Below are 23,160 nucleotides of genomic sequence, written 5' to 3' on the forward strand. Positions count from 1 at the left end.
TGGGGATGGGAGCACCGGACCGGCCCGCGGTGGCGCGGGAGCTGCACGACTTCATCGCCCCGGCGGTGTCCGGACCGATCGGCCCGGACGAGGACTACTTCGCGCTCGGCCTGCTCAACTCGCTGTTCGCGATCGAACTGGTGGTGTTCGTGGAGCGGCGCTTCGACATCGAGGTCGAGGTGGCCGACCTCGACCTCGACCACTTCCGCACGATCTCCCGGCTGACCGACTTCGTGCTGGCCAAGACCGCCGGCCGCGCCGGGATCCCGGCGTGACCGCCGCGGTCGCGCCGCCGGCCCTCGACGGTCTCGGCGACGACCTCGCCGCGGCAACGCGCGACGAGGCGGCCCGCTGGGACCGGGACGGCGCGCTGCCCGCCGGGGTACGCTGCGCCGCGGCGGCCGCCGGGCTGCTCACCGCTGACCTGCCGGTCGGGCACGGCGGCCTCGGCGCCACACCGGCGCAGGTCGGTGAGCTGTGCGCCCGGCTCGGCGGCGTGTGCGGCGCGCTGCGCGCGCTGGTCACCGTGCAGGCCATGGTCGCCGCGGCCGTCCTGCGCTGGGGCACCGCCGAGCAGCGGGCGCGCTGGCTGCCCGCGTTCGCCCGTGGTGAGCTGCTCGCCGGCTTCGCCGCCACCGAGGCCGGCGCAGGCAGCGACCTGACCGCCGTCGACACCCGCATCCGTGCCGTCGGCGGGGGCCGGCAGCCGACCCTGGAGCTGACCGGGGCCAAGCGCTGGGTGACGTTCGGCCAGGTCGCCGACGTGCTGCTGGTGCTCGGGGTGCTGGACGGCCGGCACACCGCCGTGCTCGTCGAGACCGACCGGGCCGGCGTGACGCGGCAGCCGGTCGTGGGCCAGCTCGGCCTGCGGGCCGCCCAGCTGGCCCACATCCAGCTCGACGGCGTACGGGTCCCGGCGGCGAACCGCGTCGCACCGCCCGGCTTCGGCCTGTCGCACGTCGCGGCCACCGCACTGGACCACGGCCGGTTCACGGTCGGCTGGGGCTGCGTGGGCATGGCCGAGGCGTGCCTGCGCGACATGACCGACCACGTGCTCACCCGCCGGCAGGGCGGCATCCTGCTCGCCGAGCACCAGACCGTACGGGGGCTGCTGGGCCGCGCCGCGGTGGAGACGGCCGCCGCGCGGGAACTCGCCGCCCGGGCCGCCCGGTGGCGGGCCGCCGGTGCCCCCGACGCGATCGCCGGCACGGTCGCGGCGAAGTACGCGGCGGCGCGCACCGCCGCCCGGGTCGCCGGCACGGCCGTGCAGGTCCTCGGCGCGGCCGGCTGCGCCCCGGACAGCCGGGCCGGCCGGTTCTACCGGGACGCCAAGGTCATGGAGATCATCGAGGGCTCCTCCCAGGTGGCCGAGCTGCACATCGCCGACCACCTGCTGCGGCGCGCCCGCGCGGCGGGGCCGGGAGGGCGGCCGTGACCAGCTTGGTGAAGTGCCTGGTCTGGGACCTCGACGACACGCTGTGGGACGGCGTCGTGCTGGAGGGCGACGAGCCGGTGCCGTTCCCCGACGCCGTACGCACGCTGCACGCCCTGGACCGGCGCGGCGTCCTGCACGCCGTGGCCAGCCGGGGCGAGCGTGCCGCTGCCACCGCCCACCTGGCCGCGCACGGCCTGCTCGACCTGTTCACCCGGGTCGAGGTGGGCTGGGGCGCCAAGTCCCTCGCGGTCACCCGGATCGCCGCCGACCTGGGCATCGGCCTGGACACCGTCGCGTTCGTCGACAACGACCCGGTGGAGCGCGCCGAGGTGGCCGCCGCGCTGCCGGTCGTGCGCTGCCACCCGGCCGACGCCGTCGCCGAACTGCCGGCCCTGCCCGAGTTCACCCGCGAGTTCGTCACCGAGGAGTCCCGGCAGCGCCGCCAGCTCTACCGGACCGACGAGCGACGCCGGGCCGCCGAGGCCACGCATGCCGGGCCGCCCGCGGACTTCCTCGCCTCGCTCGGGCTGGTTCTGGAGGTGCGCCGGGCCGGCCCGGCCGACCTCGCCCGGGCGCACGAGCTGACCGTACGCACCCACCAGCTGAACAGCACCGGCGTCACGTTCAGCCTGGCGGAGCTGCACGCGCTCTGCGCGTCGCCGCGGCACGAGGTGCTGGTGGCGCGGCTGCGGGACAGGTTCGGCTCCTACGGCACCGTCGGGCTGGCCGTCACCGAGCTGCGGCCGGCCGCGACCGTACTGCGGCTGCTGCTGATGTCGTGCCGGGTGCTGTCCCGCGGCGCCGGCGCGGCCCTGCTCGACCACCTCGTGCACACCGCGCTCGCTGCGGGCCGGCGGCCGGTGGCGGAGTTCGTGCCCACCGCGGTCAACCGGCAGATGCTGGTCACCCTGCGGTTCGCCGGCTTCGCCGTCGAGGACGACGCGGGCGACCGGTGGACGCTTGCGATCGACCCGGCCCGGCCGCCGGCCGCGCGGGCACACCCGGTGCGGGTGGTGACGGCGTGAGCGGGCACAGCGGACGGATCAGCAGGCGCGGCGAGGGGGAAGCATGAGCGGAACCGTCGGGGTGGTCGGCGCCGGCACGATGGGACTCGGCATCGCCCAGTGCCTGGCCGAGGGCGGGTACGACGTGGTCGTGGCCGACCCGGCGCTCGGGTCGGCGACCGGCGTGGCGGCGGCGGTGGACCGGCTGCGTACCGGGCTGCGGCAGGCCCGGCTGCTGGCCCCGCACCGCGCGGGCGAGCCGGTGGCCCGGGTGGTCGAGCGGATCAGCTGGACCGACCGGACCGCCGGGCTCGACCGGGCCGGGTACGTGATCGAGTGCGCACCGGAACGCATCCCGCTCAAGGAACGGATCTTCGGCGAGCTGGACGCCGCCTGTCCACCGACGACGGTGCTCGCGTCGGTCACCTCCGCCATCCCCATCGACCGGCTCGCCGCCAGCACCCGCCGGCCGGACCGGGTGGTCGGGACGCACTTCATGAACCCCGCGCCCCTCAGGGACAGCGTCGAGGTGGTGCGGGCGCCACGGACCAGCGCGGACACTCTCCAGCGCACCCTCGACCTGCTCGCCGCGATCGGCAAGACCGGCATCGTGGTCGCCGACGGGCCGGGCTTCGTGATCAACCGCGTGTTGATGCTCACCGTGAACGAGGCCGCCGAGGTCGTCGGCCAGGGCACCGCCGACGCCGCGACCGTCGACCGGATCTTCCAGGAGTGCCTAGGCCACGCGACGGGTCCGCTGCGTACCGCCGACCTGATCGGCCTGGACACCGTCGTCGACACGCTCCTGGTGCTGCTCGAATGCACCGGTGACCCCCGCTTCCGGCCCGGGCGCACACTGCGGGAGCTGGTGGACGCGGGCCGCTACGGGCGCAAGAGCGGCAGCGGTTTCCACAACTACCCGCGGCCGGCCGCGACCGCCGCCACCTGACCACCGCCGACCTCCGCGCCCGGTACCCGCACGGCTGGCCGGGTCAGCCTGGGGTGAGGACGCAGAACTCGTTGCCTTCCGGGTCGGCGAGGACCGTCCACGGGACATCGCGGTCCAGGTCGACGGCGGTGGCGCCGAGATTCCGCAGCCTGACCGCCTCGGCCTCCAGGTCGTCACCCGGGTACGGGCGGACGTCGAGGTGGACGCGGTTCCATCCGGTCTTCACGTCGGGCGTACGGATGAACTCCAGGTACGGGCCGACACCCTTGGCGGAGCGCAGCACCGCCCTGTGGTCGGTCACCTCGTGCACGGCCCAGTCCGTCGCCTCGCCCCAGAAGCGCGCCATGGCTCGCGGATCCGCGCAGTCGACCACCACCGCGGCGATCGGTCCGGTGTCGCGGTGGAGCGGTCGGGGGTCCAGCACGCAGAACTCGTTGCCCTCCGGGTCGGCCATCACCGTCCACGGGACGTCGCCCTGGCCCACGTCGGCAGGTGTCGCGCCGAGCTCCTTCAGGCGCGCGACCATTTCGACCTGGTGGGCTGCCGAGGTGGTGGCGAGGTCGACGTGCACGCGGTTCTTCACCGTCTTGGGTTCCGGGGAGACGATGAGGTCGATGCAGACCGCGACGGGGTCGGGGTAGACGAAGCCCTCGGGTTCGAGGTTGGTCACGCCGGGCCCCTCGCTGGAGACTCCCCAGCCGAGCGCCTCCGCCCAGAAGCCGCCAAGCGCGGAGTCGTCCCGGGCCTTCATGTTGATCTGCACCAGCCGCGTCGCCACGCCGGCAATGCTAGGGCCCGTCGAGTCGACGGCGGCGCCCCCACCGGGGCGATCGTTCGGCCTGTCGTTCCGGTGCCGGCTGGCGCACACCCCGTAGAGCCTGTTGTTCCGGTGCCCGCTGGCGCACACCCCCTAGAGCGTCCTAGGACAATGGTTCCACGGCGACGTCCTGGGCCGGTCAGGGGCGCCGGCGGGCGTTGAGCCGGGCGGCCTGGCGCGTCAGGTGGTCTCGTTCGGCGAGGTTGGGCGCCTTCCGGGCCGCTTCGGCGTACAGCCGTGCCGCCGTCGCCAGGTCACCGTCGCGCTCGTGGAGGTACGCCGCCACCGCCGCGTGGCGGGGCAGCGAGTCGTCCAGCGCCGCGAGCGCCGCCAGGCCGGCGCGCGGTCCGTCGGCCTCGCCGACGGCCACCGCGCGGTTGAGCCGGACGACCGGGCTGTCGGTCAGCCGCACGAGCTCGTCGTACCACTCGACGATCTGCACCCAGTCGGTCTCCCCGGCGGTGGGCGCGTCGGCGTGCAGCGCCGCGACGGCTGCCTGGGCCTGGAACTCGCCCAGCCGGTCGCGGGCGAGGGCGGCCTGCAGGATCTCGATGCCCTCGGCGATCGACGTGGTGTCCCACCGGCCGCGGTCCTGCTCGGCGAGCGGCACCAGGCTGCCGTCGGGCGCGGTCCGCGCGGCGCGCCGGGCGTGGTGCAACAGCATGAGGGCGAGCAGCCCCGCCACCTCGGGGTGGTCGATCGCGGCCGCGAGCTGCCGGGTGAGCCGGATGGCCTCGGCGGCGAGGTCGACATCGCCGGAGTAGCCCTCGTTGAAGACCAGGTACAGGACGCGCAGTACGGTCGCGACGTCGCCGGGCTGGTTGAACCGCACGCCGGAGACGGTGCGCTTGGCCCGGCTGATGCGTTGCGCCATGGTCGCCTCGGGCACCAGGTACGCCTGGGCGATCTGGCGGGTGGTCAACCCGCCGACGGCACGCAACGTGAGCGCGACCGCCGACGCCGGCGTCAGCGACGGGTGGGCGCACAGGAAGTAGAGCTGAAGCGTGTCGTCCACCGTGGGCGTGGGCCCGGGCGCGGGCTCCTCGTCGACGAGGTCCTCGCGTCGACGGCGCGCGGCGTCCGCCCGGGTAGCGTCGAGGAACCGCCGCCAGGCCACGGTGACCAGCCAGGCCTTCGGGTCGTGCGGCGGGTCGGCCGGCCAGGTGCGCACCGCCTCGACCAGCGCGTCCTGTACGGCGTCCTCGGCCGCCGCGAAGTCGGCTCCGCGGCGGACGAGGACCCCGAGCACGCCGGGGGTGAGGCTCCGGAGCAGGGCCTCCTGCATCAGGTCACTCCGTGATGGTGGGCGGCGCGGTCAGGAACGGGCGCAGCTCGAGCCACTCGTGGATCGGCTTCCCGCCCGCCCCGGGGGCGGCCGAGAGCTCCCCGGCCAGCTCGACGGCGCGCTCGTAGCTGTCGACGTCGATCACCATCCAGCCGGCGATCAGGTCCTTGGTCTCGGCGAACGGGCCGTCGGTGACCGGCGGGCGCCCCTCACCGTCGTACCGGACGAACGTCCCCTCGGGGGCGAGCGCCTGACCGTCGACGAACTCGCCGGTCCCCTCGAGCCGGGTCGCGAAGTCCTGCATGTACTGCATGTGCGCCGAGATCTCCTCCGGCGTCCACTGGTCCATGGGTACGTCGTTGACCCCGGCCGGTGCGCCCCGGTAGTGCTTGAGCAGCAGGTACTTGGCCATCTGTTTCCCCTCTCGGTGCGGGTGCGAACCCATTCTGATCGCGTCCACCACGGGGACGGAGCCGGTCCCGGGTTCTCGACATCGCCGTCCGGATATTTCTGGTCGATCTCGTACCCGGTCCCGTCCGAGGAGTCTTGCGCGGGCGTCACGCGGAAACTATGTTATCGATAACATCGATGTTTTCCCATGGATCGTCTGGACGGTCGCGCGGCCGTTCCGACCGCCGCGCCCGTGGCACGCACCACCCGTCCCGCACCTCTCCCCCGACGTCACGCCCGCCCCGGCGACGGCGTGCCGCCGGGCCCTTCGGCCGGCCGGAACACCCGCCGACGGCTGGCCCGTCCTGACTCGGCCGGCCCAATACCAGCGCCCGGAAGAACCAGGACGTAAGGGCATTCGCGGAGCCGGCCCGCCAACCGCCGCTCCGCCGCCACCATCGAGAAAGGTCACCCCCATGGCCCTGACCCGACGAGCCTTCACCCTCGGTGCGGTCGCCACCGGCGCGGCCACCGCCGCCGGCCTGACGATCGCCCCCCGGGCGGCCTCGGCTGCGACCTACACCGGCTACGTGATGACCTACTTCACCGAGTCGCCGAACTTCGTCGGGGCGGACTACGGCCTGCACCTCGCCGTCAGCCGCGACGGTCTGAACTGGACCCCGCTCAACCAGAACAACCCGGTGGTCACCCCGACGGCCGGCCAACTGGGGCTTCGCGACCCGTTCATCTTCCGCAAGCAGGACGGCACGTTCATCGTGATCGCCACGGACCTGCGCGGCACGGACTTCGGCGTCAACAGCCAGTACCTGCACGTGTGGGATTCGACGAACCTGACCAGCTTCACCGGGTACCGGCGGCTGCGGATGCACACCTACAACGCGCACACCTGGGCGCCGACGGTCTTCTGGGACGCCAACCGCGGGCAGTACGGCATCGTCTATTCCTGCAACACCAGCAGCGGGGACGTCTTCCTGGTCAACCACACGTCCGACTTCCACTCGGTCGGCTCCCCGCAGGTCTTCTTCAGCCCCGGATTCGGCGTCCTGGACGGCGACATCGTGGTCGACGGGGGCGTCACCTACCTGTACTACAAGAACCTCGCCAACGGGAACCTGTACGGCGCCCGCTCGTCGACCGGCGCCCCGAACAGCTTCACCACCTACACCGGCGGCCTGCGGCAGGGCGACGCGATGGAGGCCCCGCTGCTGGTCAAGCGCAACGACGGCAACGGCTGGTACCTGTGGGGCGACTCGTTCGCCCCGGTGAACGCCGACTACTACGCCTGGTCCAGCGGCAACATCACCGCCAACGCGTGGGCCCCGCTGAACCAGCGCGACTACGCCCCGCCGCTGAACGGCAAGCACGGCTCGATCCTCGGCATCACCGAGGCCGAGTACGCCGGCGCGATCAGCCGGTGGGGCACCCCGAACTGGGTCCGGCTGAAGTCCACCAACTTCCCGGACCGGTTCGTGCGGCACCTCAACGGCGTCGGGCGTCTCGACGCGTACCCCTTCGACCCGTACCAGGACCAGCTGTGGCGGCTGGTGCCCGGCCTGGCCGACCCCGCCGGGGTGTCGTTCGAGTCGGTGAACCGCCCCGGCAACTTCCTGCGCCACAGCGGCTACGCCGTCCGGCTCGAACCGAACAACGGCACCGCGACGTTCCGCGCCGACGCGACGTTCCACCGCACGCCGGGCCTGGCCGACTCCTCGTGGACGTCGTTGCGCTCCCACAACTTCCCGGACCGCTACCTCCGGCACTCCGGCTACCTGCTGCGCATCGACCCGCTGAGCGCCTCGTCCAGCGTCGCCGACCGGCAGGACGCCACCTTCCGGATCACGCCCTAGCACCCCGACCGCCGCACCCGGAGGCCCTGATGCCCACTCCCTTCCTCAACCGTCGACTCCTGCTCAGGTCCGCCGGCGTGGTCGCCGTCGCCAGCACCGGCGGGTCCGCCCTCGGCGCCCTCACCGGCGGCGGTACGGCCAGCGCGGCCCTGCCCCCGGCCCGGCCCGACATCGGCGTGTCCGCCCACGCGTTCGAGCCCGGCCAGGTCCGGCTGTCCGCGAGCCGCTGGCAGGAGAACCAGAGCCGCACGCTGAACTACCTGCGGTTCGTCGACGTCGACCGGCTGCTCTACAACTTCCGCGCCAACCACCGCCTCTCCACGGCCGGCGCCGCGCCGACCGGCGGCTGGGACGCGCCGACGTTCCCGTTCCGCACCCACGTGCAGGGGCACTTCCTGACCGCCTGGGCCCACGCCTGGGCGGTGCTCGGGGACACCACCTGCCGGGACAAGGCCAACCGTATGGTGGCGGAGCTGGCGAAGTGCCAGGCCAACAACGCGGCCGCCGGCTTCAACGCCGGATACCTGTCCGGCTTCCCGGAGTCCGACTTCACCGCCCTGGAGGCGCGGACGCTGAGCAACGGCAACGTGCCGTACTACTGCGTCCACAAGACACTCGCCGGGCTGCTCGACGTCTGGCGCCTCGTCGGCAACACCCAGGCCCGCGACGTACTGCTGGCGCTCGCCGGCTGGGTCGACTGGCGCACCGCCCGGCTCACCACCGCCCAGACGCAGGCCATGCTGGGCACCGAGTTCGGCGGCATGAACGCCGTCCTGACGGACCTGTACCAGCAGACCGGCACCGCCCGGTGGCTCACCGCCGCCCAGCGGTTCGACCACGACGCCGTGTTCAACCCCCTCGCCGCCAACTCCGACCAGCTCAACGGGCTGCACGCCAACACGCAGGTGCCGAAGTGGATCGGCGCGGCCCGGGAGTTCAAGGCCACCGGCACCACCCGTTACCGGGCCATCGCCAGCAACGCCTGGAACCTCACCGTCGACGCGCACAGCTACGTGATCGGCGGCAACAGCCAGGCCGAGCACTTCCGCGCCCCGAACGCCATCGCCGGGTACCTGCGCACCGACACCTGCGAGGCGTGCAACACCTACAACATGCTGAAGCTGACCCGGGAGCTGTGGCTGCTGGACCCGAACCGGGCCGCCTACTTCGACTTCTACGAGCGGGCGCTGCTCAACCACATGATCGGCCAGCAGAACCCGGCCGACGACCACGGCCACGTCACGTACTTCACGCCGCTGAACCCGGGCGGCCGGCGCGGGGTCGGTCCGGCGTGGGGCGGGGGCACCTGGAGCACCGACTACGACTCGTTCTGGTGCTGCCAGGGCACCGGCCTGGAAACCAACACCACGCTGGCGGACTCCATCTACTTCCACGACGGCACCACGTTGACGGTGAACCTGTTCATGCCATCGGTGCTCACCTGGACGCAGCGCGGGATCACGGTCACCCAGAGCACCTCGTACCCGGTCAGCGACACCACCACCCTGACCGTGACCGGCCCGGCCGGCGGAGCGTGGACGATGCGGATCCGGATCCCCGGATGGACCAGCGGCGCCAGCGTCAGCGTCAACGGCACGCCGCAGAACATCGCCACGACCCCCGGCAGCTACGCCAGCCTCGCCCGCTCCTGGGCCTCCGGCGACGTGGTCACGGTCCGGCTGCCGATGCGGGTCGTCATGTCGGCCGCCAACGACAACGCCGCGGTGCAGGCCGTCACGTACGGCCCGGTGGTGCTCTCCGGCAACTACGGCAACACCGCCCTGAGCGGGCTGCCTGCGCTGAACACCGGTTCCATCACGCGGACCAGCACCAGCGCCCTCGCGTTCACCGCCGTCGCCAACGGCGCCCCGGTCGCCCTCGGGCCGTTCCACGACGCGCACGGGCACAACTACACCGTCTACTGGAGCGTCTCCGGCAACGGCGGCGGCGACGCGAGCTTCCGCCTGGTCAACGCGGCCAGCGGCCTGGTGCTCGGCATCCGGGACATGTCCACCGCCGACGGCGGCCCCGCCCTCCAGTGGGGCGACACCGGCACCGCCGACCACGACTGGCAGCTCCTGCCCGGCGGGTCGACGATCCGGCTGCGCAACGTCCACAGCGGCAAGGTGCTCGGCGTGGAGAACATGTCCACCGCCGACAACGCCCGCATCGTCCAGTGGGCCGACAACGGCACCGCCGACCACGACTGGACGCCCGTCGACGTGGGCGACGGCACGCACAAGCTGCGCAACGCGCACACCGGCAAGCTGCTCGCCATCTCCGGCGCCGCCACCATCCAGGGCGCCCAGGCGGTGCAGGACCAGGACAACGGCAGCCCGGACAACCTGTGGCGGTTCGTGCCCAACGGCGCCCGCCGGATCCAGAACCTCGCCAGCGGGCTCGTGCTCGGGGTGCGGGACATGTCCACCGCCGACGGCGGCCTCGTAATCCAGTGGGGCGACAACGGCACCGCCGACCACCTGTGGACCGCGATCGTGGACACCGGCGGCTACCTGCGGCTGCGCAATTCGCACAGCGGCAGGGTGCTCGGGGTCGAGGGCGGCGCCAGCGCCGCCGGCGCCCGGATCGTGCAGTGGGCCGACAACGGCGCGAACGACCACCGGTGGCGGCTGCGGTACGGCGGCAACGGCTACTTCCGCGTCCAGTGCGCCAACGGCGGCCGGGTCCTCGGGGTGAGCGGCGGCTCCGGCAGCCAGGGCGCGCAGATCGTCCTCGGCACCGACAGCGGGGCCGCCGACCAGCGTTGGCGGTTCGTATGAACCGTGTCGCGGGACCTCCACCCGGCCCTAACGGCGCGGCGGCGCTCCGACGCTGCGGCGGGAGACCAGGGAGGGCGCGACCGTCTGCCGCAGGGGGCCGGCGACCTGCGACGACTCGATCTGGGCGAGCAGCAGGTCCAGGCTCGCCCGGGCGACCGCGGCGAAGTCGGGCCGTACGGTGGTCAGCGGCGGGATGAAGTACGCCGCCTCGGGCACATCGTCGAAGCCGACCACGCTGATGTCGTCCGGCACCCGCAGGCCGTGCTCGTGCAGCGCCCGCAGCACGCCCAGCGCCAGGTGGTCGTTGGCGGTGAACACCGCGGTGACCTCCGGTATCCGGGCGAGCATCTGCCCGCACCGGTAGCCGGCCGCCGCGGACCAGTCCGCCGGGATCAACGGCGGCGCCTCGGCGCCCGCCGACCGCAGGGCCTCCCGCCACCCCTCGATGCGGCCCGCGCTGTCGAACCAGTCCGGCGGGCCGGACACGTGCCAGACCGTCCGGTGCCCGGCGTCGAGGAGGTGCTGGGTGGCGGCGCGGGCACCGGCGACCTGGTCGACCGTCACCAGCGGGATCGGCCGCCGCGGGTCGCCGTCGACGGTGACCAGGGGTACGTCCTTGGGGAGCCGTTCGAGGGCCTCCCCGGCCGACTCGACAGGCGCGATCACCACGATGCCGGCGACCCGGTGCGCGAGGTGCCGCTCCACCGCCGCCGAGATCGACTGGTGGTCGAGGTCGCTGACGCTGCCGACGCTGACCGCGAAGCCCGCCTCGGCGGCCGCCTGTTCCAACGCGGTCAGCAGCGACGCCGGGCCGAAGAGGGTGGTGTTCTGCGCGACCACGCCGATCACCTGGGACCGGCCGGTGACCAGCGCCCGCGCGGCCCGGTTGGGCCGGTAGCCGAGTTCGGCGATGGCCGCCTGGACCCGCAGCCGGGTCTGCTCGCGTACGTTGGGGTGCCCGTTGAGGACCCGGGACACCGTCTGGTGGGAGACGCCTGCGAGGCGAGCCACGTCCGTCATCGCGGGACTGCGCACGGCCACCTCACTTCCCCCGCCTGCCCGTCGACGACCGCACACGTCGCCGTCGACGGGAGCGGCCATCGTGTTGCTGCCTCCGCCACGGCGACGTGTGCCGGGTGACCGGTGGAAACGCCGACAGTCTACGCCAGTTGTCCCGTCGGCCAGGGTGCGGCTGAGCCGGCGCACCAGACGGGGCTGTCGGCGGCGCGCGCCCGGGGCGGGGGCGGTTTCCGATGGTTCCCCGCACCCCGCCCCGGAGCATTCGCCGTACGATCCTCAGGCTCTCGTACGCCTGGGAACGGTCGTCGGTGTCATGGTGTCGTCAGGGTGAACCGGCGCACCGTCACCTGGCCGCCCAACGACTGGGTGGCGTAGTTGAAGATGCCGAACCGGTATCCCATGAAGAACTGCCAGGCGTTGTTGAGGGTCAGGGCGTTGCCCAGCGGGACGAACGTGACCCCGTCGGTGCTGTACGAGAACCTCGCCTGGCGCCCCGAGCCGGGCCGGATGTCGGCGTTGGCGCGCAACCAGATCCGCCCGCCGGACACCGGTGCGCTGGCGATCTCGGTTCCGGTGCCGGTGGTGTTCCAGTTGTCGGTACCCATGGTCAGGCCGTTGGTCATGACCACCCGCGTGGCCCCGTTGTCGCGCTTGACGCCGATCCACGCCGAGGTGTCGCGCAGCATCGCCAACCCGGTCCGGTCGCCGTCGCGCATCGTGGAGTAGTCCAGTTCGATGGTGCCCGTCGAGGTCGGGCCCTGGATGCGGTGGGTCACCGTGTTGCGCGCCCGGTAGAGGTCGTTGGTCACCGTCGCGGTCTGCAGGCGCAGCCCGTTGTCCACCGACCACCGGTTGTTGTCCGGGTTGTGGTTCCACTCGTACTGGACGCCGAGGGTGGTGCCGGGGAAGGTGTCGGTCCCGGTGAGCGGCTTGACCGGACGCGACGGCAGCGGGTTGGGATAGTTGACGCCCCAGGAGCCGTTGACCGTCTGCACCTGGGGCCAGCCGTCGCTGGTCCAGGTGATGGGGGCCAGCGTCGGCATCCGGCCACCGGGGTACGCGTCGGTGAACGCCATGTAGTACCAGGCGCCGTTCTGGGTCTGCACCAGTCCGCCCTGGTGCGGCACCCCGCCGCCGGAGATCGGGCCCGGCATGTTGAGCAGCACCTGGCGCTGCTCGTACGGGCCGAACGGACCGTTTGTCGATTTCAGCACGTACTGGCCGTTGGCCGGGCGGGTGAGCCAGATGTAGTAGGCGCCGTTGCGCTTGTAGAAGCGCGCTCCCTCCAGCGTGCCGATGCTCGACGGTGTCTGGTACACCTGCTGGGCCCGCACCTGGGTGCGTCCGTCCGCCGACAGCTGGGCCACGCTGATCGTGCCGTTGCCGTACGCGACGTACATGGTGTCGTTGTCGTCGACGAGCATCCCGGCGTCGTAGTAGCAGTTGGGGATGGTGGTGTGGCGGCTCCACGTGCCGTCGACGGCGGACGCGGTGTAGATGTGCGTCTGGGCGAAGTCGATGCAGCCGGCCCAGTAGAAGGTGCGGTTGCTCGGCCGGTAGTTCAGCGTGGAGGCCCAGATGCCGTCGACGTACCCGTGGCCGCCGTTGGCCAGGTCGTACTTCGTGCCGAAGTCCAGCCGGGGCACCGAGTGCCCGGCGAACTCCCAGTTCACCAGGTCCCACGACCGCAGCACGGGGGCACCGGGCGAGTAGTGCATGGTCGAGGCCGACATGTAGTAGACGTCGCCGACCCGGATGATGTCGACGTCGGCGAAGTCCTGCCAGACGACCGGGTTGGTGAAGGTGCCGCCGGGGTTGCCGCTGTCGCCGACCCGGACCAACTGCCACTGCTGATGGCCACCGTTGAAGTCGTCGTACTGCACGATGTTGCCGCCGTCGGCGGTGGAGGCGTTCTGCACCTCGACCACCTTGTTGGAGTTCCGGTTGATCAGCCGCACGTACCCGTCGGCTGAGTCCGCCAGCCGGAACTGCTGGTTCGTCCCGTTGCCGTCGCTCCACTGCACGATGCTGGCGCCGTTGGCCGTGGAGAAGTTGTAGACGTCGAGCACCTTGCCCGAGTGGCGGGACTTCAACCGGTAGTACCCGCCGCCGGAGTCGACGAACTGCCACTGCTGCCCGTTGCCGTTGTTGCGCGACCACTGCGTGATCCGCGCCCCGTCGTTCGTGGCCCCGTTGTACAGGTCCAGCACCTTGCCGCTGTTGCGGTTCACCAACACGTACCACGCGTTGGTGTCCACCGTCGCCGCCGAAGCCGGCCCCGGAGACACCGCGACGAGCCCGCTCGCCGCGAGCACCGCGACCACCGCGGCCGAAACCCGCGACAACCAACCACGCCGTCGGGGCACAGCCCGCGAGGGCCCACCGATGGCAACCATGATCCTCCTTCGAGAGCGCTGACAGGAACGTCATCCGTCGGGGAGCGCGACCCGGGCGCCTGCGGCCACCGCGGCGGCCATCCGGGTGGGATGTGATCGCTCACAGGCGCGCATCGCCGTCATGACACGCAGGCTCGCACGATCCCGGCAAGGACTCCTTCGGCCGGCATGCCCTTGGAGGCCGACCGCCCCATCCATCGACTGTGAGCGATAACATGACGTTCGTCAAGACGTCACGCACGAGGCGGGACAGCGACCGGAACGCCGACGGGTGGCCCTCCCGGCACGGGAGGACCACCCGGTATCACCGACGGAATCGACCGGCGGGCCAGGTCACGGGCGCGCTGGTGGTTGCCCTCCTGCGCGGGTCAGAACCCCCGGGCGAGGCGGTAGTAGGCCTGGTTCCAGCGGATCTCGTCGGCGAAGCGGCGTGGCTCGGTGTGCTCGTCGATGACGACCAGCTCGGTGCGTACCATCTCGGCCAGGTCGTGCAGCTCCTCCACGCCCACCGCCTGGGACAGCACGGTGTGGTGCGGGGCGCCGGCGGTGATCCAGGCCTCCGCCGAGCCGGCCAGGTGCGGGCGGGGCCGCCACACGGCCCGGGCGACCGGCAGCCGGCGCAGCGGGTGCGGCGGCGCCACCACGTCGACCTCGTTGGCCACCAGGCGGAAGCGCTCCCCCATGTCCGCGAGGCCGAGCACCACCGCCGGGCCGGGCGCGGCGTCGAACACCAGCCGGACCGGGTCCTCGCGGCCGCCGATGCTCAGCGGGTGGACCTCGACCTTCGGGGTGTCACCGGCGATCGTCGGGCAGACCTCGAGCATGTGGGCGCCGAGCACCAGCTCGTTCCCGGGCGTCAGGTCGTAGGTGTAGTCCTCCATGAAGGACGTCCCACCCTCGACCCCGACCGCCATCGACTTGAGCGAGTGCACCAGCACCGAGGTCTTCCAGTCGCCCTCACCGCCGAAGCCGTAGCCGTCGGCCATGAGTCGCTGCACGGCGATGCCGGGCAGTTGGCGCAGACCGCCGAGGTCCTCGAAGTTCGTGGTGAAGGCCCGGAAGCCGCCCTCGTCGAGGAACGCGCGCAGGCCCAGTTCGAGGCGTGCGGCGTAGCGCAGCGAGTCGTGGCGCGTCCCGCCGGGCCGCAGTTGCGGGTCGACCCGGAAGGTGTCGTCGTACTCCTTGACCAGGTCGTCGATCTGCGCGTCGGCCACCTGGTCGACGACCGCGACGAGGTCGTTGACGCCGTAGGTGTTGACCGAGACACCGAAGCGCAGCTCCGCCTCGACCTTGTCGCCCTCGGTCACGGCGACGTCGCGCATGTTGTCGCCGAAGCGGGCCAGCCGCAGCGACCGCATCGCCGAGTAGCCGAGCGCGGCCCGGGCCCAGGCGCCGACCCGAGCGGTCACCCGGGGGTCGCTGACGTGCCCGGCGACGGTCTTGCGGGCGACGCCGAGCCGGGTCTGGATGAAGCCGAACTCGCGGTCGCCGTGCGCGGCCTGGTTCAGGTTCATGAAGTCCATGTCGATCTCGTCCCAGGGCAGCAGGACGTTGGCCTGGGTGTGCAGGTGCAGCAGCGGCGTCCGCAGGGCGTCCAGGCCGGCGATCCACATCTTGGCCGGCGAGAAGGTGTGCATCCAGGCGATCACCCCGACCACACCCTGCGCGGCGGCGTCCCGACAGGCCTTGAGGATGTCGGCGCTGGAGGTCAGGACCGGCTTCCAGACCACCCGGACGGGGATCCCCGGCGCGTCGTCAAGCTGCGCGGCGATCTGCCGGGACTGCTCGGCGACCTGCCGGAGGGTGTCCTCGCCGTACAGGCCCTGGCTTCCGGTGAGGAACCAGACCTCGGGTTGGGGGTGCGTTGCCATGCAGTTGCCTTCCGCGAGATGGGCGGTCACTTGAAGCGGATGCCGATGAGGCGCTGGAGGAGGATGAAGGCGAAGAGCAGGCCGCCGATCACGATCCTCGTCCACCAGGAGTTGAGGCTCCCGTCGAAGGTGATCAGGGTCTGGATCACGCCCAGCACCAGCACGCCCAGCACGGTGCCGAAGACGTAGCCGGACCCGCCGGTGAGCACGGTGCCGCCGATGACGACGGCCGCGATCACGTCCAGCTCCATGCCGATGGCGATCAGCGGTGCGCCGGAGAGCGTGTAGAACGACAGCAGGATGCCGCCGATGGCCGAGCACAACCCGCTGACCGTGTAGACGGCGATCCGGGTACGGCCGACCGGCAGGCCCATCAGCAGCGCCGACTGGGGGTTGCCGCCGATCGCGTACACGGTGCGGCCGAAGCGGGTGTACGCCAGCACGTACGCGGCGACGAGCACCACCGCGAACGCGATCAGCACGATGATCGACACGAAGTTGCCGCGCGGGTCGCCGATGCGCTCCTGGGACACCGCCGTCCAGAAGCCGTCGGTGATGGGGATGGACGCGTCGCTGATGAACGTGCACATGCCGCGGGCGAAGAACATCCCGGCGAGGGTGACGATGAACGGCTGGATCTCGAAGAAGTGGATCGCGCAGCCCATCAGGAACCCGAGCGTCGGGCCGATCAGCAGCGCGACGACCAGCACCAGGGCCGCGGGCAACCCGTCCTGGAGCAGCGACGCCGACACCATGGCGGTCATCGCGACGACGGAGCCGACCGACAGGTCGATGCCCCCGGTCAGGATCACGAAGGTCATGCCGACCGCGACGACCAGCAGGAAGCCGTTGTCGATGAAGACGTTGAAGACGACCTGGACGTTGGAGAACGCCCGGTACTGGGACACGCCGACGCCGTACATGACCAGCAGCAGGGCGAGGGTGGCCAGGACCGGGACGTGCCGCCGGGGCACCCCGGGTCGCCAGGCGCGACCGGTGGTCAGTGACGTGCTGCTCATGCCGGCACCTGCTCCTTCTCCCGTCGCCGCGCCGTGGGCCCGGGGGTGCTTCCGCGACGGCGGCGGCTGAACCTGGCCCGGAACGCCGGCGCCTGGATGAGGCAGACGGCGATGACGACGACCGCCTTGAACAGCAGGGCCGTCTGCGGCGAGATGTTCATGGCGTACACCGAGGTGGTGAGGGTCTGGATGATCAGCGCGCCGAGGATGGTGCCGGCGAGGGAGAACCGGCCACCGGCGAGTGCGGTGCCGCCGATGACCACCGCGAGGATCGCGTCGAGTTCCACCCAGAGGCCGGCGGCGTTGCCGTCGGCGCTGGACACGTTCGCCGTCATCATGAACCCGGCGATCGCGGCGCAGGCGGCGCTGACCACGTACACGAGGAAGACGACGCGGCTGGACCGGATGCCGGCCAGCCGGCTCGCCTCGGCGTTGCCGCCGACCGACTCGACGATCAGACCGAGCGCGGTACGCCGGGTGAAGGCGGCGATGAGCAGGGCCGCCGCGAGGGCGATGAAGACGGCCAGCGGCAGGGTCAGGAAGTGCCCGAGCCCGATCGCCCGGTACGGACCGGAGTTGATCGTGATGATCTGGCCCTCGGTGACCAGTTGCGCGAGCCCTCGGCCGGCCACCATGAGGATCAGCGTGGCGATGATGGGCTGGATGCCGATGACGGCGACCAGCACCCCGTTCCAGGCGCCGAGCGCGAGCGCGGCGCCGAAGGCCAGCGCGAGCGCCGTGAGCACGGTCGCCGGGCTGTTCTGGTCGGGCGCCTCGCTGATGTAAAGGCAGGCGATGGCGCCGCTGATGGCACAGAGCGATCCGACGGAGAGGTCGATGCCGCCGGTGGCGATGACGAGGGTCATGCCCAGCGCCACCAGCATCAGCGGTGCGCTCAGCCGGAGGATGTCGACCGGGGTGCCGTAGAGGTGCCCGTTCTTGACCTCGATGGAGAGGAAGCCGGGCCGGTAGATCGTGTTGGCCAGGATCATGACCACCAGCACGAGCGCCGGCCAGAACAGGCGGTGGCCGGTCAGCGGGCGGAGGCGGTCGGCGACGGCGTTCACCGGATCACCTCCGCACCGGTGGTGCCGCTGGCGATGGTCCGCATGACGCGGTCGGCGTCGAGGGTGTCGTCGTTGTCGAGCTGGGCGACCATCGTCCGGTCACGCATCACGGCGACGCGGTGGCTCAGCCGCAGCACCTCCTCCAGCTCGGCGGAGATGAACAGCACCGCCATGCCGTCGTCGGAGAGCTGGACCACCAGTTTCTGGATCTCGGCCTTCGCGCCGACGTCGATCCCCCGGGTGGGCTCGTCGAGGATCAGCAGGCGCGGCTCGGTGATGAGCCAGCGGGCCAGGAGCACCTTCTGCTGGTTTCCGCCGGAGAGGTTGCGCACCGGCAGATCCGGGTTCGCCGGCCGGATGCTGAGCGCCTTGATGTACTTCTCGACCAGCTCGTCCTGCCGGCGGCGGGGGATCGACCGCAGCCAACCGCGTGCCGCCTGCATCGCGAGGATCATGTTCTCCCGCACCGACAGCTCGGGGACGACGCCCTCCGCGCGGCGGTTCTCGGAGCAGAACGCGATGCCGCGGTCGATGGCCTGGACAGGGTTGCGCACCTGCGTCCCGCCGCCGTCGACGACGACCGTGCCGTGGTCGGCGCGGTCGGCGCCGAACAGCAGCCGCGCCACCTCGGTGCGACCGGAGCCGAGCAGGCCGGCCAGCCCGACCACCTCGCCGGCGTGGATCCGCAGGCTGAAGGGGGCGACCGCGCCCTTGCGCCCCAGCTCCGACGCGTCCACCAGCGGGGCCTCGTCGGACCGGACGGCGGCGGTCCGCTTCTGCTGCTCGTCGAGGCGCTCCAGGACGTCGAGCTCCTTGCCGATCATCTTCTCGACGAGGCTGAGCTGGGGCAGTTCCTCCGTCCGGTACTCCCCCACCAGGGTGCCGTTGCGCAGCACCGTGATGCGGTCGGCGATGCCGTAGACCTGGTCGAGGAAGTGCGTCACGAAGAGGATGCCGATGCCCTCGTCGCGCAGCTGCCGCATGATCCGGAAGAGCTGCGCGACCTCACCGGCGTCCAGGCTGGAGGTCGGCTCGTCGAGGATCAGCACCCGGGCCCGTACGTCGATCGCCCGGGCGATGGCGACCATCTGCTGCACCGCCAGGGAGTACGTGCCGAGCTGCGCGGTGACGTCGATGTCGAGGTCCAGCCGGGCCAGGAGTGCCCGCGCCCGGCGGCGCATCTCGCCCCAGCGGATCGCGCCGAGACGACGGGGCTCCCGGCCGATGAAGATGTTCTCCGCCACGGACAGGTTGGTGCAGAGGTTGACCTCCTGGTAGACGGTGCTCACCCCGGAGGCCGACGCCTGCATCGGGCCGGTGAAGGCGACCTGCTCGCCGTCGAGGACGACGGTGCCCTCGTCGAGGGCGTGGACGCCGGTCAACACCTTGATCAGGGTCGACTTGCCGGCACCGTTCTCGCCCATCAGGGCGTGGACCTCGCCCGGGAACAGCCGGAAGTCGACGTCGTGGAGCGCGCGTACCCCGGGGAAGGTCTTGCTGATCCCGGTCATGGTCAGGACCGGACGGCTATCCGTCATCCCATCGGACCTCTTCTGGATGGTGTCGGTAGGACAGGAGCGAGCGACGTACCGGGGTCGCCGTCAGTGGACGGCGACCCCGGCGTCGGTCAGTACTTGCGGTTGGGCAGTGCCTCCTTGGCCTGCTCCTGCGTGAAGGTGGTCTCCTCGGTCTCGATCCGGGCCGGGACCTCCTCGCCGGCATGGACCTTCTTCGCCAGGTCCATCAGCTGCGGGCCGAGCAGCGGGCTGCACTCGGCGATGAAGTTGAACTTGCCGTCCGCGAGGGCCTGCATGCCGTCCTTCACCGCGTCGATGGTGATGATGGTGATGTCCTTGCCGGGTACCTTGCCGGCCGCGGTGATCGCCTCCAGCGCGCCCAGACCCATGTCGTCGTTGTGCGCGAAGAGCACGTCGATCTTCGGGTTGGCCTTGAGGAACTGCTCCATGACCTGCTTGCCGTCGGCCCGCTTGAAGTCGCCCGACTGCGAGGCGACGATCTTCAGGTTCGGGTTGGCGGCGATCGCCTTGGCGAAGCCCTCCTTGCGGTCGTTGGCCGGCGCCGAGCCGGTGGTGCCCTGAAGCTCGACGACGTTCACCGGCCCGCTGGCGCTCTTGGTCTGCTCCACCAGCCACTCGCCGGCCAGCCGGCCCTCCTTGACGAAGTCCGAGCCGAGGAACGTCTTGTAGAGCGACTTGTCGGCCGAGTCGACGGAGCGGTCGGTCAGGACCACCGGGATGCCGGCGTCCTTGGCCTCCTTGAGCACGGTGTCCCAGCCGGACTCCACCACCGGCGAGAAGGCGATGACGTCGACCTTCTGCTGGATGAAGTTCCGGATCGCCTTGATCTGGTTCTCCTGCTTCTGCTGGGCGTCGTCGAACTTCAGCTCGATCCCCGCCGCGGCGGCGGCCTCCTTGATCGAGGTGGTGTTCGCCGTCCGCCAGCCGCTCTCCGCGCCGACCTGCGAGAAGCCCAGCGTGATCTTGCCGTCGTCGGCGGAGCCGCCGCCGGTGTCGCTGTTGCCGCAGGCCGCCACGCTGCCCGTGAGCAGCACGGTGGCGACGACCGCGAGCAGGGTGCGTGCCGTTCTCCTGGTTCTCATCGGTTCTCCTCGGTGGGGTGGTCCGGACACGTGGCGCGCGCGTGTCCCGGTGTGGTGGTGAGGTTGGTACGGGGAAGGGGCCGTTCCCGGTCAGTCGGGTGCCGGGCGTTGGCCGTAGACGTTCTGGTACCGGTCGTGCAGCGAGCTGATGTCGGCCTGCGCCATCGGCAGCGGCTGCCCGAGCGCCCGTGCCAGGTGCGCGGTGCGGGCGACGTCCTCGCACATCACCGCGGCCTTGACCGCCGCCCGGGCGTCCCTGCCGATCGTGAAGACCCCGTGGTTGCGCATGAGCACCGCCGGCGAGCGGTGCCCGGACAGGGTGCTGACGATCCCCTTGCCGATGTCGTCACCACCGATCAGGGCGAACGGCCCCACCGGGATCTCCCCGCCGAACTCGTCGGCCTGCGCGGTCAGCCAGCACGGGATGGACTCGCCCCGGGCCGCCCAGGCGGTGGCGTAGCTGCTGTGCGTGTGCACGACGCCACCGACCTCCGGCATGGCCCGGTAGACGTAGGCGTGCGCGGCGGTGTCGCTGGACGGCGTGCCGCCCCCGTCGACCACCGTCCCGTTCAGGTCGCACACGACCATGGTGTCCGCCGTCAGGGCGTCGTAGTCGACACCGCTGGGCTTGATCACCATGAGGTCCTGGCCCGGTACCCGCGCCGAGACGTTGCCGGCGGTCCAGGCCACCAGCGCGTACCGGGTCAACTCGCCGTGCAGGCGGGCCACCGTCTCCCGCAGGACGCTCACCTGCTGCGCCACGTCGGTGCTCATCCGATCGCCTCCAGAACCGTGTCGGTCCGCGCCGCGGCCACTTCCAGGGCCGTGTTCCTGATCGCCCGCAGGCGGAGCATGACGTCGTTGCCGCCGCGGCCGAAGTGGTCGTGCAGCGCGCGGTACTCGGCGTAGAGGGCGTCGTACGCCCGCGCCTTGTCCGGGTCCGGCTGGTACACGCCCTCGTCCACCCGGCCCATCGCCGCCGAGGCCCGGTGGACGTCCGGGTACGCCCCGGCGGCGACAGCCGCGTGGATCGCCGAGCCGAGCGCCGGTCCCTGGGCGGAGCCGATGATGCCCAGCGGGCGGTTGGTGACGTCGGCGTAGATCTGCATGAGCAGCCGGTTCGAGGCGAGACCACCGGCGACGACCAGGTCGGTGACCGGTATCCCGGCCTCGACGAACGCCTCGATGATCATCCGCGTGCCGAACGCCGTGGACTCCAGCAGCGCCCGGTAGACGTCCTGCGGCCGGGTGGCCAGGGTCAGCCCGACGATCAGGCCGCTGAGGTCGTGGTTGACCAGCGGTGAGCGGTTGCCGCTCCACCAGTCCAGCGCGATCAGGCCGTGGGCCCCGACCGGTTGGTCGGCAGCCAGTTCGGTCAACCGCTCGTGCGACGCGATCCCGGCCGGCGCGGCGTTCCTGACAAACCAGCCGAAGATGTCGCCGACCCCGCTCTGCCCGGCCTCGTAGCCCCACGCGCCCGCGCTGATGCCGCCGTCGACGACACCGCACATGCCGGGCACCTCGGCGGGCTGGGTGCCGTTGAGGACGTGGCAGGTGGAGGTGCCCATGATGGCGACCAGTCGACCGGGGCTCAGGGCCTGGGCGGCGGCGGCGGTGACGTGGGCGTCGACGTTGCCGACCGCGACCGCGATGCCTGCCGGCAGCCCGGTCCAGGCGGCGGCGCGGGCGCTGAGGGCGCCGGCCCGCTCGCCCAGGGGCAGGAGCGGACCGTCCAACTTGGTCACGAAGTCGGCGAAGCCCGGGTTGAGGGCGCTCAGGTAGTCGGTCGACGGGTACCGGCCGTCCTGCCGGATGCCCTTGTATCCGGCGGTGCAGACGTTGCGGGTCTCCTCGTCGCACAACTGCCACACGATCCAGTCGGCGGCTTCGACGAATCGCTCGGCACGGCGGTAGACCTCGGGGTCCTCCTCGAGGATCTGCAGACCCTTGGCGAACTGCCACTCGGCGGAGATCTTGCCGCCGTAGCGGCCGATCCACGGCTCGTGCCGCTCGTGGGCCAACGCGTTGATGCGGTCGGCGTGCGACTGGGCGGCGTGGTGCTTCCACAGCTTCACCCAGGCGTGCGGCCGGTGGCGCAGCTCCGGGACCTCGCACAACGGGGTGCCGTCGGCGAGCGTCGGCAGGACGGTGCAGGCGGTGAAGTCGGTGCCGATGCCGATGACCTGCGACGGGTCCACACCGGCGTCGGCCATGGCGGCGGGGACGGCGTGCCGCAGGACGTCGCGGTAGTCCTCCGGGTCCTGCAGGGCCCAGTCGGGGGGCAGTGCCGGGCCGCCGTCGGGGAGCACGGCCTCGATCACGCCGTGGCGGTACTCGTGCACCGCGGTCCCGACCTCGGCACCATCGCGAACCCGGACCACCAGGGCCCGCCCGGAGAGGGTGCCGTAGTCGACTCCGACCACGTACCGCTCGTCCGCACCGTCCACACTGCTCATGTCCACCTCCGATCAATGACCGGCATAGTGTTAACGCTCACATACAGCGCCGTCAAGACGTCGGCCGACAACAGCTCAGTAACGGAAGGATAGGCGGAGCGTGTGGCCCGATCCAGAGGCATCACTCGCGGTCATCATCCTCGCGCTCCCGGCTGCCTGGACGGGGTGCCGGCGCCTGCTTGG

The 23,160-nt window shown here is 71.7% G+C and carries 18 protein-coding genes; 6 read left to right on the forward strand and 12 right to left on the reverse strand.

Features of this window, described 5'->3' with window-relative positions; genetic code table 11:
• The first annotated feature begins 5 nt into the window (after positions 1–5).
• The 4 genes from AC0OO9_RS03430 to AC0OO9_RS03445 are packed head-to-tail and all read left to right on the forward strand — an operon-like array spanning position 6 to position 3,388.
• Positions 6–275, forward strand: coding sequence for an acyl carrier protein (locus tag AC0OO9_RS03430; RefSeq protein ID WP_151452852.1), 270 nt, complete (start codon positions 6–8; stop codon positions 273–275).
• Complete coding sequence (locus tag AC0OO9_RS03435) at positions 272–1,435, forward strand: acyl-CoA dehydrogenase family protein (RefSeq protein ID WP_484515493.1); 1,164 nt, start codon at positions 272–274, stop codon at positions 1,433–1,435. Before AC0OO9_RS03430 ends, AC0OO9_RS03435 begins: the two co-directional genes overlap by 4 nt.
• The gene (locus tag AC0OO9_RS03440; protein ID WP_484515495.1) at positions 1,432–2,460 is read left to right on the forward strand and encodes an HAD-IIIC family phosphatase; all 1,029 of its coding nucleotides are present in this window, start codon (positions 1,432–1,434) and stop codon (positions 2,458–2,460) included. The genes AC0OO9_RS03435 and AC0OO9_RS03440 overlap by 4 nt, the downstream gene beginning before the upstream one ends.
• A 43-nt stretch (positions 2,461–2,503) precedes the next feature.
• Entirely contained in the window at positions 2,504–3,388 is an 885-nt protein-coding gene (locus AC0OO9_RS03445; RefSeq protein ID WP_484515497.1) for a 3-hydroxyacyl-CoA dehydrogenase family protein, read from the forward strand.
• Positions 3,389–3,431: 43 nt separating this feature from the next.
• On the opposite strand, the gene AC0OO9_RS03450 is transcribed toward AC0OO9_RS03445, so the two are convergent.
• The 3 genes from AC0OO9_RS03450 to AC0OO9_RS03460 form a co-directional block, all read right to left on the reverse strand.
• A complete protein-coding gene (locus tag AC0OO9_RS03450; RefSeq protein ID WP_484515498.1) occupies positions 3,432–4,166 on the reverse strand; it encodes a VOC family protein in 735 nt (244 codons plus the stop codon).
• Between the two features lie 178 nt (positions 4,167–4,344).
• Complete coding sequence (locus AC0OO9_RS03455) at positions 4,345–5,490, reverse strand: RNA polymerase sigma factor (RefSeq protein WP_484515499.1); 1,146 nt, start codon at positions 5,488–5,490, stop codon at positions 4,345–4,347.
• A gap of 4 nt (positions 5,491–5,494) precedes the next feature.
• Complete coding sequence (locus AC0OO9_RS03460; protein WP_132236607.1) at positions 5,495–5,902, reverse strand: YciI family protein; 408 nt, start codon at positions 5,900–5,902, stop codon at positions 5,495–5,497.
• Positions 5,903–6,356: 454 nt separating this feature from the next.
• On the opposite strand from AC0OO9_RS03460, the gene AC0OO9_RS03465 reads away from it, so the two are divergent.
• Together AC0OO9_RS03465 and AC0OO9_RS03470 are read left to right on the forward strand one after the other, a co-directional pair.
• Positions 6,357–7,748 carry a glycoside hydrolase family 43 protein gene (locus AC0OO9_RS03465; RefSeq protein ID WP_484515501.1) on the forward strand — a complete coding sequence of 464 codons (1,392 nt, stop codon included), beginning with the start codon at positions 6,357–6,359 and terminating at the stop codon, positions 7,746–7,748.
• 29 nt (positions 7,749–7,777) lie between these two features.
• A complete protein-coding gene (locus tag AC0OO9_RS03470) occupies positions 7,778–10,528 on the forward strand; it encodes a beta-L-arabinofuranosidase domain-containing protein (RefSeq protein ID WP_484515502.1) in 2,751 nt (916 codons plus the stop codon).
• A 27-nt stretch (positions 10,529–10,555) separates the two neighbouring features.
• Here the strand turns inward: AC0OO9_RS03470 and AC0OO9_RS03475 are convergent, their stop codons facing one another.
• The 9 genes from AC0OO9_RS03475 to araB form a co-directional block, all read right to left on the reverse strand.
• Positions 10,556–11,548, reverse strand: a complete 993-nt coding sequence (locus AC0OO9_RS03475) for a LacI family DNA-binding transcriptional regulator (RefSeq protein ID WP_484515503.1) — start codon at positions 11,546–11,548, stop codon at positions 10,556–10,558.
• 311 nt (positions 11,549–11,859) lie between these two features.
• Positions 11,860–13,944 carry an RICIN domain-containing protein gene (locus AC0OO9_RS03480; RefSeq protein WP_484515505.1) on the reverse strand — a complete coding sequence of 695 codons (2,085 nt, stop codon included), beginning with the start codon at positions 13,942–13,944 and terminating at the stop codon, positions 11,860–11,862.
• Between the two features lie 368 nt (positions 13,945–14,312).
• On the reverse strand, positions 14,313–15,815 hold the full coding sequence (gene araA / locus AC0OO9_RS03485; RefSeq protein ID WP_484515507.1) for an L-arabinose isomerase: 1,503 nt from the start codon (positions 15,813–15,815) through the stop codon (positions 14,313–14,315).
• 26 nt (positions 15,816–15,841) lie between these two features.
• Positions 15,842–16,834, reverse strand: coding sequence for a galactofuranose ABC transporter, permease protein YjfF (gene yjfF / locus AC0OO9_RS03490; protein ID WP_311412505.1), 993 nt, complete (start codon positions 16,832–16,834; stop codon positions 15,842–15,844).
• Positions 16,831–17,901, reverse strand: coding sequence for an ABC transporter permease (locus AC0OO9_RS03495; protein ID WP_484515510.1), 1,071 nt, complete (start codon positions 17,899–17,901; stop codon positions 16,831–16,833). The genes yjfF and AC0OO9_RS03495 overlap by 4 nt, the downstream gene beginning before the upstream one ends.
• The gene (locus AC0OO9_RS03500) at positions 17,898–19,439 is read right to left on the reverse strand and encodes a sugar ABC transporter ATP-binding protein (RefSeq protein ID WP_484515512.1); all 1,542 of its coding nucleotides are present in this window, start codon (positions 19,437–19,439) and stop codon (positions 17,898–17,900) included. The genes AC0OO9_RS03495 and AC0OO9_RS03500 overlap by 4 nt, the downstream gene beginning before the upstream one ends.
• An 89-nt stretch (positions 19,440–19,528) precedes the next feature.
• The gene (locus AC0OO9_RS03505; protein WP_484515514.1) at positions 19,529–20,521 is read right to left on the reverse strand and encodes an ABC transporter substrate-binding protein; all 993 of its coding nucleotides are present in this window, start codon (positions 20,519–20,521) and stop codon (positions 19,529–19,531) included.
• Positions 20,522–20,611: 90 nt separating this feature from the next.
• Positions 20,612–21,295 (reverse strand): L-ribulose-5-phosphate 4-epimerase, encoded by a 684-nt coding sequence (locus AC0OO9_RS03510; protein ID WP_484515516.1) that lies wholly within the window; start codon positions 21,293–21,295, stop codon positions 20,612–20,614.
• On the reverse strand, positions 21,292–22,977 hold the full coding sequence (gene araB, locus AC0OO9_RS03515) for a ribulokinase (protein WP_484515518.1): 1,686 nt from the start codon (positions 22,975–22,977) through the stop codon (positions 21,292–21,294). The genes AC0OO9_RS03510 and araB overlap by 4 nt, the downstream gene beginning before the upstream one ends.
• Positions 22,978–23,160: the final 183 nt, after the last annotated feature.

This window comes from Micromonospora sp. USAFONa4, assembly GCF_057197825.1.